The following is a 12,781-nucleotide window of genomic DNA, read 5'->3' as shown; positions in this document are numbered from 1 at the left end:
GCACGGTCGGGTGCCCGTCGCCGGTCCATCGAGATATGGGCCATCACCTGCCGCTGCGCGGGCGTCGCGGCCGACCGCCCCGGCTCCCTGGAGATAGGCGTTCGTCTCATCGGGACAGTTAGCGTGATTCGCATCACGAGCTGCTCCGGCGCTCATCGGGCGCGCTCAGTCGGCGCGCTCGAAGAAGCAGATCTCGCCGTTGTCGGTGTCGCCGTAGAGGAAGACGATCTCGTCGTCCGCCGCCCGCCAGCTCTCTATCGCCTCGTCGTAGGGCGCGTACTTGAGGGTTAGGTCCTGATAGGGATCGAGTCGGTGCGGCCCGTCCAGCGTCCACGTCCCGGTCCCGCCGTCCGAATCCACGCCGAGGGAGTCCGGCCGTTCACACGCCTCGAGGTTCTCGGTCTTGAACGTCATGTCCGCGTTCAAGGTGAGCCGGGCCCCTTCGTCGCTCGCCCAGACCCCGACGATGTCGGCGGGCTCGATGTCGGGCGAAGGGCCGATCGGCGGCCAGTTCCCGCAGCAGCAGGCGCATCCACCGAGGAAGGTCAGCAGCGCCGCCCAGCGCGCGATCGAGGCCGTCATTCGCATGGTCGACACTGTAGGGCTCTGCCATATCCGCCGCTTGCCGTGCGCGTACCGCATCAAAGTGGGACAGTATTGGCATGTCGCTAGGTCAGGGCGTCCTGCGGATGACGTTCACCCGGCCCTCCTGGGCGGTCGCACGCTCCTACAAGGACACGGTTCCGATCCTCGCCGTCGACGGCGTACGCCACTCCGTCGCGAGCTGGGGACCCGAGGCGGTCGCCGTCCCGGCCGGTCCGCACCGGTTGCGGGTGGCCGTCGTCCCCCGGGTGGGCTCCGGCAAGGAGTACGCCCCCGCTGAAGCCGCCGTCACGGTCGGCGTCGGTACGCAGCTGTTCGTCGAGTACCGCGCGCCCCGGTTGCCCGGTCAGGACGGCAAGCTGCGCATCGTCTCCGCGAAGGCGTTCGGCGACTGACTCGCGCTGTGTTGATCACCCGCTGGGGGAGTCGATCACCTGGTTAGCCGGACGGCTTCCTGCGAAAACGCTGTCGATCACCCCGATTAGTTCATGATCGCGCGGAAACCCCGCGCGGGCGGGGCGGTCGCGCGGGCGGGGCGGGCGCGCGGAGAGGGCGGGGGCCGCGGGGAAAGGGGGCCGCGGGGAAGGGGTGCGGCGGGTCAGTTGCCGCGGAAGCCGTCGCGGAAGCGGCGGAAGAAGCCGCCCTCCATGGGCAGGGGCTTCGCCGGCGGCGGAGCCTCGGCCCGCTGCCGAGCGACCGGCTGGTCGTAGTCGGTGCGGGCGATGGCGTCGATGACCTGCTCTTCGGTGAAGTCCTCGGAGCCGGAGATATGCGGGACGAACCCGACCAGCATTCCGTCCCGGAGTACTTGCGCCTCCAGTCCGGCGGTGCCGTCGGTGTCCCAGAGCGCCTCGCGGCCGTCCGGCAGGGCGACGCGTACGCCGACCTTGCGGAAGCCGCCGCCGAGGGACAGGTGTGCGGGGACGCCTCGATCGCGGAGCGCGTCGACGACGCGCCGGGCCCGGTTCTCGTCCATGTCGATGAAGGTATCTCACCTGCCTGTGTGCGCGCTGTACACTCCTCCACCATGTCGCGCATTCCGGACAGAGCACAGGTCGTCGTCGTGGGTGGCGGCGTCGTCGGCACCAGTATCGCGTACCACTTGGCCAAACTCGGCTGGACCGACGTGGTGCTGGTGGAGCGCGACAAGCTGACGTCCGGGACGACCTGGCACGCCGCGGGCCTGATGGTGACGTTCGGGTCGATGTCGGAGACGTCGACCCGCTGGCGGCAGTACAGTCGCGACCTCTATCGCGATCTGGAGGCGGAGACCGGGCTGGCCACGGGCCTGAAGCAGGTCGGGTTCATCGAGGTTGCGGCCGATCCCGGGCGGCTCGAGGAGTACCGGCGCGTCTCCGCGTTCAACCGGCTGATGGGCGTCGACGTACAGGAGATCTCGCCGCGCGAGGTCAAGGAGCTCTTCCCGCTCGCGCAGACCGACGACCTGCTCGCGGGCTTCTATGTCGCCGACGACGGCCGGGTCAATCCGGTCGATGTCACCATGTCTCTCGCCAAAGGCGCGCGCCAACGCGGGGTCAAGATCATCGAGGGCCTTCCGGTCACGGGCTTTCTCACGGCTCGTGGTCGAGTCCAAGGGGTACGCACAGCGGAAGGTGACATCGAAGCCGAGTACGTGGTGAACGCGGCCGGCATGTGGGCCCGCCAACTGGGCGAACTGGCCGGGGTGAACATCCCGTTGCAGGCGGCCGAGCACTACTACCTCATCACCGAGCCGATCGCGGAGGTGCACGGCGACCTGCCGGTGCTGGAGGACCCGTCGTCCTACGGCTACTACCGCGAGGAAGGCGCCGGCCTGATGGTCGGGTTGTTCGAGACCGAATGCGCGCCGTGGAACGTCGGGCGGATCCCGGAAGGCTTCTCCTTCGGCGAACTGCCCCCGGACTGGGAGCGGATGGGGCCGTACCTGGAGAAGGCGATGCGGCGCATACCGATCACGCTCGACCGGGGCGTCAAGAAGTTCTTCTGCGGTCCCGAATCGTTCACGCCCGACCTCGCGCCCATCATCGGCGAGGCACCGGAGCTGCGGAACTACTTCGTGGCGGCCGGGCTCAACTCGATCGGCATCCTCACCGGCGGCGGCCTCGGCCGGGCGGTCGCGCAGTGGATCGTCGACGGCCGCCCCGACTGGGACGTCACCGGCGTCAACATCGACCGGCTGCACCCGTACCAGCGGAACCCGGAATACCGGGCGACGCGTACGGTCGAATCGCTGGGCATGGTGTATCAGACGCACTACCCGGGCCGGTCCATGCAGACCGCCCGGGGAGCGAAGCTGTCGCCGCTGCATTCGCGGCTGGTCGAGCGGGGTGCGTACTTCAAGGACGTGAGCGGCTGGGAGAGCCCCGACTGGTACGCCCCACCGGGGGTGGAGCCGCGGATCGAAGAGCTCTCGTGGGAACGCCAGAACTGGTTCCCCTATTGGGAAGCCGAGCACACCGCCGCCCGCGAGGGCGTGATCCTCATGGACATGAGCTTCATGGCCAAGTTCCTAGTGCAGGGCAACGATGCCGAAGCGGTGCTGGAGGAACTGTCGGCCAACCGGGTCTCCACATCGGATGGACTGCTTACCTATACGCAGTGGCTCAACGAAGGGGCGACTCTCGAAGCCGACCTCACGGTGACCCGGCTCGCCGAGGACTCGTTCTGGGTGGTGGCGAGCGACACCGCGCATCGGCACGTGCTCACGAGGTTGCAGCGGTTCTGCGCCGACCGGCATGCCTTCGTCACCGACGTGACCGGGGCGTACGCCCAGATCAACATCCAAGGTCCCCTGTCCCGGGCGCTGCTGGCCGACGTGACGACGGCCGACATGTCGAACGAGGCGTTCCCCTATCGGGCCGCCCGGGAGATCGACCTCGGCTTCGCGCGCGTGCTCTGCGTACGCATCACCTATCTCGGCGAACTCGGCTACGAGCTCTACATTCCGGCCGAGCAGGCGGTGCACGTCTACGACCGCCTGGTGGCGGCGGGGGAGCGGCACGGGCTGGTGCACGCCGGGCTGAAGGCGCTGTCCAGCCTGCGGATGGAGAAGGCGTACCGGGACTACGGGCACGACATCGACAACACCGACAACGTGTTCGAGGCCGGACTCGGTTTCGCCGTCGCCCTCGACAAGCCGTCGTTCGTCGGCCTCGCCGCGGCCCGCGCATTGAAAGAGGCCGGTACGCCGAAGCGCCGGCTGGTGCAGGTGCTCGTCGCCGACCCCAAACCGCTGCTGTTCCACGGCGAGGTGCTGCGGCGTGACGGCGTACCGGTCGGGTATGTGCGGGCGGCGTCCTACGGGTTCACCCTCGGCGGGGCGGTCGGCCTCGCGATGGTGGAGGCCGACCAGCCGGTCACGTCCGCGTACCTCGACAGTGCCGAGTGGACGATCGAGATCGCGGGCTCGGTGCACCCCGCCCGCGTCTCCCTCCGCCCCCTCTACGACCCGACCAACCTCCGCATCCGCGCCTGACCCCGACTTCGGGCCGTTGATCATGAACCCAGGGTCCCCCGTGACGGCGTGTCGCGACCCCAAACCTCATGATCAACGCGCGCGTCAGCAGCTCGCCGTGCCGCCGTTGGCGACGCTGCGAATGGTCGAGCTGTCCCGGATGGCGCGGAAGTTCGCCGTGTACGCGTCGAACACCGTGCTGTCCTCCAGCTGAAGGACGGCCTCGTCGGCCTGCCGCAGTGAGTTGGTGCTCCAGTTGTGGCTGCCGGTCCAGACGATCTTGCGGTCGGGCTTGGCGTAGTAGACCCCTTCGACCTCGAAGTACTTCGAGTGGATCCAGATCGAGTCGGTGTCGCAGTAGTACTTGACCGCCGGCCCGCGATAACTCCCGGCCGCCGCGAGCAGCTTCTTCATCGCGCTGACTTCCAGGTCGGAGCCGGGGTGGTAGGTCTCGACGACCTCCACGTAGCAACCGGCCGCGTCCAGGTCCCAGAGCTTCTTGGCGAGGTAGTCGCGGCTGAAGATCGACATCGCGACGCGGATGATCGTCCGGTGGGTGCCGTCTTGTGTACCCACGACGGAGTTCCCGAAGCAGTCCACGTTGGACAGGATCGTGTAGATCGTGTCCTCGGCCGGGTTCTGATAGGGGCTGGTCCCCGACTGCTCCTGGCGCGGGTAGAAGAAGATCTTCGAGTTGCCCGCCTGGAGCGGCGTACGCGTGTCGTAGTAGTTGTTGTTGACGACCCGCCCCTTCAGATCGTCGAAGTAGCCGCTGTAGTAGTCGTAGGCGGCGGTGTTGCCGACGAGGATCAGGGCGTTGTTCCAGCCGCCGAGGCCGTCGCGCCCGTTGTGCAGGTTGGCCGACGACTGCACGACGACGTTCGCCGCACCGCCGGTGCTGGAGAACAGGAAGAACTTGTTGTGGTTGATGGAGGCGACGCTGCCCAGGACGCGGCTGCCGATGCAGCCCCGGCCGCTCGGGCAGGCCAGCGCCCAGCTCGCCGCCGACAGCGAGGTGCCGAGTTCGGCGGTCAGCGACGGCCACAACGTCTCGGCGGTCTCCCGGCCGTCGAAGATGACCTGGACGTTCACGCCGCGCTGGTGTGCTGCGATCAGCGCATTCGGGATCGTCGCATCGTCGGCGTAGTACATCGCCATCCGGATTCGCGACCCGGCCGGTGCGGTGCCGATCAGTTCGACGATCTTGTTCTGGAGCAGCGCCTTGTCTGCGGCGGTACCGGTCGGATCGTTGAAGACGGCGCTCGTCACCGGGGCGGCCAGCGCCGCCTGCGGTCCGGCCAGCGTGGCCGCGGCGAGGCCCGCCACGACGATGAGACTTCTCCATTTATGCATGCCAGTCAGTAGACTGCGCCGTCCGCGTTAACGGCAATCACGTGAATATTCCCGCGTACGCCGACAGGCGAAAAAGTGGATCTGAACCTTGGTTGAGGTTTCAGGATGAAACGCATGACGACACTGATCATCGGCGCGACGGGCAACGTCGGCCGCCACGTGACCGCTTCCCTGGCCCGCACCGATCTGCCGGTCCGCGCCCTCACCCGCAACCCCGCCTCGGCCGGACTGCCGGACGGCGTCCAGGCGTACGCCGGAGACTTGACCGATGCGGAGTCGCTTCGGGACGCGCTCGACGGCGTCGACTCCGTGTTCCTGCTCTGGCCGTTCCGGTCGGCTGAAGGGGCCGCTCCGGTGATCGAGACGATCGCCAAAAACGCCCGCAAGGTGGTGTACCTGTCGGCGTTCTCCGTCCGCGACGACGTGAGCCCGGCGGAGAACGGCGTCTGGGGCGAGATCGAGGATCTGATCCGCCGGTCCGGGGTGGAATGGACGTTCCTGCGGGCCGGTGGGTTCGCCACGAACACTCTGAGCTGGGCGAGCCAGATCCGTACGGGCGACGTCGTCCGAGCCCCGTATGCCGGAGCGCAGCGGTCGCTGATCCACGAGGCCGATCTCGCGGCGGTCGCCGTCGTGGCGCTCACCGAAGCCGGCCACACCGGGCAGAGCTACATCCTGACCGGCCCCGCCACGGTGAGCCAGGCTGACCAGGTACGCATCATCGGCGAGACGATCGGCCGCCCGCTGCGCTTCGAGGAGCAGTCGGCGGAGGAGGCGCGGGCCCAGATGCTGGCGATGTGGGGCAACGCGGAGTTCGTCGACCGGGCGCTCGCCCACTGGGCGTCCATCGTCACCGAACCGGAGCCGGTGGTGGACACGGTCGAGCAGCTCACCGGCCATCCGGCGCGTACCTTCGCGGACTGGGCGGCCGACCACGCCGCCGACTTCCGCTCGACCGGCGACGTCGCGGAGGCGTACGTCGGCGCGCTGCGGCGGGGCGCGCTCGCCGAGACGATGCCGCTGCTCGCGCCGGACATGATCCGCGTCGCACCCCTGGAAGGTGTCGCCGAGGTCGCCGGCCTCGAGGAGATCATGAAGAACGCCCAGCGGCTCACCGCCGACTACGAGATCCACGAGGTGACCGCGGACGGGCCCTTCCTCGGTGACGGGGCGGGCGAGCAGTTCGCCGTCAAGTTCACCTTCGACCAGACGCACAAGCCCAGCGGCGTACGCCGAAGCGCCCGCAAGCTGACGCTCTACACCGTCCAGGGTGGCCGGATCGTCCGCGAGGAGGTCGCGTACGTCGATGCGCCGTCCGCCTGACGCGAACAGGGCCCGGCGCCTATCGGACAAGGCGCCGGGCCCCAAGGAGGCCGCCGGGTTCTGGCGGAAGCTCAGCGGACCTCGACTAGGCCCAGGTAGAGCACCTGGGGGAACGCGGGGTTGAAGGTGATGGCGTTGATGCCGTCCTGGCCGCTGTGCCCGGTCGACAGCCGCCCGGTGCCCGCGTCGTAGGCGTACAGGTCGGTGCCGTAGTTGGCGAACCAGGTGCCGTACTCGAAGTACACGACGTCGGGGTCGGTCGGATGCGGAGCCAGCGGTACGCCGTTGGTCAGCGTCACCGTGGCGGGGTCGTGGTCGACCGCGACCGTGAAGGTCCGGCCGCCGTCGGTCGACCGCCAGAGGTGGCGGCCCTGCGCGCGAGTGTTGCCCGCGTCCAGCTCGGTGGTGTCGAGCCCTTCGGCCCAGACCACGTTCTCGTCGGCGGGCGAGACCGCGACGCTGAAGACGTTGATCCGGTGCTTCGGCTCGGCCGACAGCCTGGACGAAGTCCAGGTGAACCCGCCGTCGAAGGTCGTGTACACACCGTCGCTGCTGGTGCCGAGCACGATGTGGTCGAGGTTCCGGCCGATCGAGCCCTCGTAACCCCAGATCCACCAGCCGAGCACCGGCTGCGGAGTCACACCCCGACGCTGGAACGACTGCCCGCCGTCCACCGAGTCGAGCACAACGCCGGTGGAGGTCACCGCCCGCAGGTGCTTGCCGTCGACGGCGAGGGCGAGCAGGTTGCCGACCTCGGCCGACGGAATCCGGGGCAGCTCGGTCACCTTGGTGCCGTCGACGCGGTAGAGCAGCTCGTCGTTCGCCCGCGACCACACGTACGCGCTCGCCCCGCCCGCGGCGGTGATGGCGTACGGGGGCTGACCGCCCAGCGTCGCGATCTGCGTCCAGCTGCAGCCCGCGTCCCGGCTCTGCGAGAGCTTGCCGAAGTCGTCCACGGCCAGCAGGGTGTTCGGCGCGGCGAGCGCCTCGATGTCGGAGACCACCGTGATCGGCCGCAGCTCGGTGGCGGTGCGGGTCAGATAATGCCCGTCGCTCCAGGTGAAGGTCAGGCCGCCGGCGCCGCCGGTCACCTGCCCGCACGCCGGGACGGACCAGGTGGGCGCGGCCTGCGCCGGAACACCGCCGACGACGGTGCTCATCAGGATGAGGGCGCTTGCCGCGCCCGCGAGGATTGCGTGCTTTCTGCGTACCACATGATCTTGATATCGGTTCTGGGCCTGGCCCGTAAAGGCGAACCGGTGGCAAGATCCTGCCGTGGCCTTAATAGGCCACAGTGGGAGGTACGCGATGCTCCAGGCCCTGGGGGTTGGCGAAGAGGACGAGGCGCTCTATCGGATGCTGCTTCGGGAACGAGGTCTCACTCCGGCCGAGCTGACCGAGCGGTCGGGACGCGGTGCGCGAGCGGTCCGGCAATCGCTGCACCGCCTCGCGGAATGCGGACTGGTGAGCCGGTTGGCCGGGCGGCCCACCCGCTATGTGGCGGCGCGGCCCGACACGGCTGTCGAGGCGCTGATCGCGCGGCGTCAGCAGGAGCTGGCCGCGACCCGTCAAGCCGCCCAGCTGCTCCTGGCCGACCTGCCCGCCGATCGCCGGCACCGGCCCGAAGAGGAGTTGGAGATCGTCTTCGGGCGGGAGGCGGTGGCCACCCGATTCCAGCAGCTGCAACAGTCGACCCGGCAAGAGTTGCTGGTGCTCGACCGGCCCCCGTACGCGCAGAACCCGAGTGAGCCGAACCCAGGCGAGAACGACCTGCTGAACCGGGGCGTACGCCTCCGCGGCATCTACGCGCCGGAGGCGTTGGAGCTGCCCGGCGCGCTCCGGCTGATCCGGGCGGCGGTCGACGCCGGCGAGGAAGCACGGGTCTGCGACGTCCCGCTCAAACTCGCGATCTCCGATCGCTCGGCGGCGATCCTGCCGTTCACCGCCGACCGGGACGCGATGGTGGACAGCGCCCTCGTCGTGTACGCGTCCACATTGCTCGACGCGCTCATCCGGCTCTTCGACCTGCTCTGGAACGTCGCCGTGCCCGTCTTCGCCACTCCGTCGGCGGCTCCCGACTCCGAATTGGTGACGCTCTTGGCCGCCGGGTTGAAGGACGAAGCCATCGCTCGGCAGCTCGGCATCAGTGTGCGTACCGTTCATCGGCGCACTAGCGAGTTGATGGAGCGGCTTGGCGCTCGTACGCGGTTTCAGGCTGGGCTCGCTGCCGCTCGCCAGGGGCTCCTCTAGCGCTGCGGCTCCGTTCGACGCCAAGTCGAAAATCGCACCGAAGAGGGTGGGGGTGCGGCTTCGCTGCTTGCCGCCATGATCAACGGAGTTTTGGTGGGGCTATGGCACCGCGAAACTTCCGCTGATCATGGCAACGCAAGATCAGGTCAATTCTGCGTCGCTATCACAGCCCAGAACTGGCCATGATCATGGAAGTCGGACAAATCGCCAACGTACGCAGCCCCCGCCCCACCCGCTTCGTCGCCGAAAACCCGGACAACGGCGAAGTCGCACCAAAGGTCAGGTACGAAGCGTAAGCGAAAAGAACTCGCCAACCCGAGAGAACCCCAGCCGGGTGAAGTACGCAGAAAGAGCAGGCCGAGCAGGAACAACGACAGTGTGGAACCCCCGGTCGGTGAACATGTGGCTCTGCCGGTACACGAACTCCCCGGGAGTGAAGTCGCGGTACTTGGGAGTCACGTAGTCGAGGTCCACCACTGCGACGCCGTTGCCGCCGTCATGCAAGGCCACCACGCCGACGGTCTCGTCTCCGCGTACCACTAGAAAGGCGGTGCCCCGAAGCTCGAAGCCTGGGTTGAAGCGGGCGATGTCCTGGCCGTGGACGGCCAGGACGTGCGCGAGGTAGTCGTCGTCGGCAGCGACCTGGACCACCGAGTAAGCGGCGGGGGAGTGCCGGGTACGCAGCAGCTTGACCAGGAAGTAGATGTTGATGACGGCGAGGGCGGTGTTGAGGCCGACCATGGGCCAGACGCCGAGCGCCCAGTTGAAGCCGATCAGGACTACGCAGCCGACCAGGTTGATGGCGCGCAACCGGAGGATGCGGGTTTGCAGCAGGGACCAGACCAGCAGCGCCGAGCCGATCCAGCCGACGGCGTCGAGCCAGTTCACAGGGCTGAGCGTAACCGTCCGGAGGCCTAGAGTGTCGGCATGCCCCTCCGACGGCGCCCGATAGACCTCATCTTCGTGGTCTTCTTCGGAATCAACCTGTGCTTCGTGACGTACATCGTGGACATCGAGCAGCTCATCATCGCCGATCCCGCGCACTTCGCGCAGCCGCTGTGGCCACCGGCTCCGCTGGTCGACCTCGTCCACTGGTACGGCAACACCTACGATCCGCTGCTGATGGCGCGTCCGCCCTGGTGGAAGGCGACGATCTGGATCGACGTGCTGCTGTTCGGGCCGTTCTACCTCGCCGCGATCTACGCCTTCGTCCGCCGCCGGAACTGGATTCGCGTACCGGCGCTGGTGTGGTCGGGGATGATGCTGTCGAACGTGCTGATCATCCTGTTCGAGGAGTTCTCCGGGCCGCATGCGACGCCCAACGTCGGGTTCGTGCTCATGGTGAACCTGCCCTGGTTGCTCATGCCGTTCGCGATGATGTTGCGGATGCGGAAGGAGCCGTGGTGACGTTCCTCGATCGCTATGGACCGTGGGCGCTGGTGGCGGGCGCGTCGCAGGGCATCGGGGCGGCGTTCGCCCGGGAACTGTCCGCGCGCGGGCTCGGCGTCGTGCTCGTCGCGCGGCATCCGGCGCTCGACCTGCCCGGGCCCAAGATCGAGGTCGCCGCCGACCTGGCCACTGTCGCGGGGGTCGAGACGGTGCTGGCCGCGACGGTCGGCCTCGAGATCGGGCTCCTCGTCGCCAACGCCGCGCTGTCGCCGATCGGCCCGTTCGCCACGAGCGACCCCGCCGAGCTCGGCCGCGCGATCGACCTCAACGTCCGCGCGCCCATGCTGCTCGCGCGCCACTTCCTGCCCGCGATGCAAGAGCGCGGCCACGGCGGGTTCGTCGTCATGTCCTCGCTCGCAGGGGCGCAGGGTTCGCCCAATCTCAGCTTGTACGCCGGAACCAAAGCGTTCGGCGCAGTATTCGCCGAGGGTCTGTGGGCCGAGTTGCGTCCGTCCGGAGTGGATGTCATTGCGTGCGTCGCCGGTGCGGTCAGCACTCCGGGACTGGCCGCCTCGACGGCGAAGCCTGCGCCGGGAACGGTGACGCCGCAGGCAGTGGTGGCGGCCGCCCTGGGTGCGTTGGGCCGCAAGCCTCGGGTGGTACCGGGCGGGCTGATGAAGGCGTCGGCTGCCTTCTTGAGCCGGCTGCCTCGGCGTACGGCGATCTCCATCATGGGTCGCGCTTCCAAGGATGTCCTCGGCTCGTGACAGCGGTTCCACCCTTCGGTGGGGCATCGACGTCTTGCGTTGAATCTATCTGTTAGATAGGTTACCTATCTATGACCAGGTTTGGCGCTGTGCTCGCAATCGTGCTGGCCGTACCCCTGTCGCCGGTTACCCCGACGGCTACCGCTGTCTCTTTCGCCAACGTGGTGCCCGCCCCGGTGAGTGCGACTCCCGCGGCCGGTGTCACCTACCAGATCACCTCGTCGACCACTGTGTACGCCGAAGCCGGATCTACCGCCGCGCAAGCGGTGGCCACCTTCCTGGCGACGCAGTTACGCCGGTCGACCGGGTACGCCCTCCCGGTCGCCGACGCGCCCGCGAGCCCCTCGGACGGCATCTCGTTGCTGCTGTCGGGTGCGCCGGCGAGCGTCGGCCCCGAGGGCTATCAGCTCACCGTCGCGGCGAACGCCGTCACGATCCGGGCTCTTCAACCGGCCGGGCTCTTCCGGGGCCTTCAAACTCTTCGGCAGCTGCTGCCGCCCGAGGCGGATGCCGCGACCGTCCAGGCCGGACCTTGGCCGATCCCGGGCGGCACGATCGTCGACTATCCGCGGTTCGCGTACCGGGGAATGATGCTCGACGTCGCACGGCACTTCTTCCCCGTGGCCACCGTCGAGCGGCTGATCGACCAGATCGCGCTCTACAAGATCAATACGCTGCATCTACACCTGTCCGACGATCAGGGCTGGCGGATCGTCATCGACTCCTGGCCGAACCTGGCGGCGTACGGCGGGAGCACGGCGGTCGGCGGTGATCCCGGTGGCTACTACACCAAGGCTGACTACCAGGCGATCGTCGCGTACGCCGCCGCCCGGTACATCACCGTGGTGCCCGAGATCGACATGCCCGGGCACACCAATGCCGCCCTCGCCTCGTATGCCCAGCTCAACTGCAACGGCGTCGCCCCGAACCTCTACACGGGCACCAACGTCGGGTTCAGCTCGTTGTGCGTACCGCTGGCGCTGACCTACACCTTCCTCGACGACGTGATCCGGGAACTCTCGGCGATCACTCCCGGCCCGTACGCCCACATCGGCGGGGACGAGGCGTCTTCGACGACCGCCGCCGACTACACGTACTTCATGAACCGGGCGCAGAACATCGTCGCCGCGCACGGCAAGACCGCGATCGGCTGGCACGACATCGTGAAGTCCGACGAGCTGCCCTCGACCGTGGCGCAGTTCTGGGGCACGACCAGCACCGACAGCAACGTCGCCGCCGCTGCGGCCAACGGGACCAAGGTGCTCATGTCACCGGCGAATTTGGCGTACTTGGACATGAAGTACGTCCGCAAGACCAAGCTCGGTCAGACCTGGGCCGGGCTGATCGAGGTCGACAAGGCGTACAGCTGGAATCCCGGGGCATATCTCACCGGAGTGGGCGAGGCGTCGGTGCTCGGCGTCGAAGGTCCCCTGTGGACCGAGACGATTCGCACGAGTGCCGACATCGACTACATGGTCTTCCCCCGCCTGCCGGCGCTGGCCGAGCTGGGCTGGTCACCCTGGAGTACGCACAACTGGACGGCGTTCGCCACCCGCCTCGGCGCGCAGGGACCGCGCTGGAAGGTCATGGGCGTGAACTACTACCACTCGCCGAAGATCACCTGGCCTACGGGATCGTGAGG

At 68.2% G+C, this 12,781-nt stretch carries 11 protein-coding genes and 2 pseudogenes; 8 read left to right on the top strand and 5 right to left on the bottom strand.

Annotation, left to right across the window (positions count from 1 at the left end; all coding sequences use genetic code 11):
* Positions 1 to 165: 165 nt before the first annotated feature.
* Positions 166 to 588 carry a hypothetical protein gene (locus HOV77_RS19250; RefSeq protein ID WP_290863812.1) on the bottom strand — a complete coding sequence of 141 codons (423 nt, stop codon included), beginning with the start codon at positions 586 to 588 and terminating at the stop codon, positions 166 to 168.
* A gap of 74 nt (positions 589 to 662) precedes the next feature.
* Between HOV77_RS19250 and HOV77_RS19245 the strand changes: the two genes are divergently transcribed.
* Positions 663 to 998, top strand: coding sequence for a hypothetical protein (locus tag HOV77_RS19245; RefSeq protein WP_290863811.1), 336 nt, complete (start codon positions 663 to 665; stop codon positions 996 to 998).
* 203 nt (positions 999 to 1,201) lie between these two features.
* Here HOV77_RS19245 and HOV77_RS19240 read toward each other — a convergent pair whose 3' ends face one another.
* A complete protein-coding gene (locus HOV77_RS19240; protein ID WP_290863810.1) occupies positions 1,202 to 1,579 on the bottom strand; it encodes a hypothetical protein in 378 nt (125 codons plus the stop codon).
* A gap of 51 nt (positions 1,580 to 1,630) precedes the next feature.
* Here HOV77_RS19240 and HOV77_RS19235 point away from each other — a divergent pair, with 51 nt between their 5' ends.
* Complete coding sequence (locus HOV77_RS19235) at positions 1,631 to 4,078, top strand: FAD-dependent oxidoreductase (protein WP_290863809.1); 2,448 nt, start codon at positions 1,631 to 1,633, stop codon at positions 4,076 to 4,078.
* An 84-nt stretch (positions 4,079 to 4,162) separates the two neighbouring features.
* On the opposite strand, the gene HOV77_RS19230 is transcribed toward HOV77_RS19235, so the two are convergent.
* The gene (locus HOV77_RS19230; protein WP_290863808.1) at positions 4,163 to 5,410 is read right to left on the bottom strand and encodes a phospholipase D-like domain-containing protein; all 1,248 of its coding nucleotides are present in this window, start codon (positions 5,408 to 5,410) and stop codon (positions 4,163 to 4,165) included.
* 114 nt (positions 5,411 to 5,524) lie between these two features.
* On the opposite strand from HOV77_RS19230, the pseudogene HOV77_RS19225 reads away from it, so the two are divergent.
* Both HOV77_RS19225 and HOV77_RS34795 read left to right on the top strand, forming a co-directional pair.
* Positions 5,525 to 6,358 (top strand): annotated as a pseudogene (locus HOV77_RS19225) (NAD(P)H-binding protein); the annotation flags it as partial.
* Positions 6,359 to 6,391: 33 nt separating this feature from the next.
* Positions 6,392 to 6,733 (top strand): annotated as a pseudogene (locus HOV77_RS34795) (nuclear transport factor 2 family protein); the annotation flags it as partial.
* Between the two features lie 71 nt (positions 6,734 to 6,804).
* On the opposite strand, the gene HOV77_RS19220 reads toward HOV77_RS34795, so the two are convergent.
* Positions 6,805 to 7,893 (bottom strand): hypothetical protein, encoded by a 1,089-nt coding sequence (locus HOV77_RS19220; protein ID WP_290863806.1) that lies wholly within the window; start codon positions 7,891 to 7,893, stop codon positions 6,805 to 6,807.
* 148 nt (positions 7,894 to 8,041) lie between these two features.
* Between HOV77_RS19220 and HOV77_RS19215 the strand changes: the two genes are divergently transcribed.
* The gene (locus HOV77_RS19215) at positions 8,042 to 8,983 is read left to right on the top strand and encodes a helix-turn-helix domain-containing protein (RefSeq protein ID WP_290863805.1); all 942 of its coding nucleotides are present in this window, start codon (positions 8,042 to 8,044) and stop codon (positions 8,981 to 8,983) included.
* 279 nt (positions 8,984 to 9,262) lie between these two features.
* Here HOV77_RS19215 and HOV77_RS19210 read toward each other — a convergent pair whose 3' ends face one another.
* Positions 9,263 to 9,871 (bottom strand): hypothetical protein, encoded by a 609-nt coding sequence (locus tag HOV77_RS19210; RefSeq protein ID WP_290863804.1) that lies wholly within the window; start codon positions 9,869 to 9,871, stop codon positions 9,263 to 9,265.
* 39 nt (positions 9,872 to 9,910) lie between these two features.
* Between HOV77_RS19210 and HOV77_RS19205 the strand changes: the two genes are divergently transcribed.
* From HOV77_RS19205 to HOV77_RS19195, 3 genes are all read left to right on the top strand, one after another.
* Complete coding sequence (locus tag HOV77_RS19205) at positions 9,911 to 10,390, top strand: emopamil-binding family protein (RefSeq protein WP_290863803.1); 480 nt, start codon at positions 9,911 to 9,913, stop codon at positions 10,388 to 10,390.
* The gene (locus HOV77_RS19200; RefSeq protein ID WP_290863802.1) at positions 10,387 to 11,139 is read left to right on the top strand and encodes an SDR family NAD(P)-dependent oxidoreductase; all 753 of its coding nucleotides are present in this window, start codon (positions 10,387 to 10,389) and stop codon (positions 11,137 to 11,139) included. Before HOV77_RS19205 ends, HOV77_RS19200 begins: the two co-directional genes overlap by 4 nt.
* 71 nt (positions 11,140 to 11,210) lie before the next feature.
* Positions 11,211 to 12,779 carry a beta-N-acetylhexosaminidase gene (locus HOV77_RS19195; RefSeq protein WP_290863801.1) on the top strand — a complete coding sequence of 523 codons (1,569 nt, stop codon included), beginning with the start codon at positions 11,211 to 11,213 and terminating at the stop codon, positions 12,777 to 12,779.
* Positions 12,780 to 12,781 lie beyond the last annotated feature (2 nt).

It is taken from the genome of Hamadaea sp. (genome assembly GCF_013362815.1).
Classification (GTDB): Bacteria; Actinomycetota; Actinomycetes; order Mycobacteriales; family Micromonosporaceae; genus Hamadaea.
The sequence above is the reverse complement of the archived record's forward strand: the minus strand, read 5'-3'. Positions and strand labels throughout refer to the sequence as shown.

Excerpts from the sequence above, each read along its gene's own strand:
- HOV77_RS19220 (WP_290863806.1), bottom strand. The coding sequence starts at position 7,893 with ATGAGCACCGTCGTCGGCGGTGTTCCGGCGCAGGCCGCGCCCACCTGG.
- HOV77_RS19250 (WP_290863812.1), bottom strand. The coding sequence starts at position 588 with ATGCGAATGACGGCCTCGATCGCGCGCTGGGCGGCGCTGCTGACCTTC.
- HOV77_RS19240 (WP_290863810.1), bottom strand. The coding sequence starts at position 1,579 with ATGGACGAGAACCGGGCCCGGCGCGTCGTCGACGCGCTCCGCGATCGA.
- HOV77_RS19205 (WP_290863803.1), top strand. The coding sequence starts at position 9,911 with ATGCCCCTCCGACGGCGCCCGATAGACCTCATCTTCGTGGTCTTCTTC.
- HOV77_RS19235 (WP_290863809.1), top strand. The coding sequence starts at position 1,631 with ATGTCGCGCATTCCGGACAGAGCACAGGTCGTCGTCGTGGGTGGCGGC.
- HOV77_RS19230 (WP_290863808.1), bottom strand. The coding sequence starts at position 5,410 with ATGCATAAATGGAGAAGTCTCATCGTCGTGGCGGGCCTCGCCGCGGCC.
- HOV77_RS19245 (WP_290863811.1), top strand. The coding sequence starts at position 663 with ATGTCGCTAGGTCAGGGCGTCCTGCGGATGACGTTCACCCGGCCCTCC.
- HOV77_RS19215 (WP_290863805.1), top strand. The coding sequence starts at position 8,042 with ATGCTCCAGGCCCTGGGGGTTGGCGAAGAGGACGAGGCGCTCTATCGG.
- HOV77_RS19195 (WP_290863801.1), top strand. The coding sequence starts at position 11,211 with ATGACCAGGTTTGGCGCTGTGCTCGCAATCGTGCTGGCCGTACCCCTG.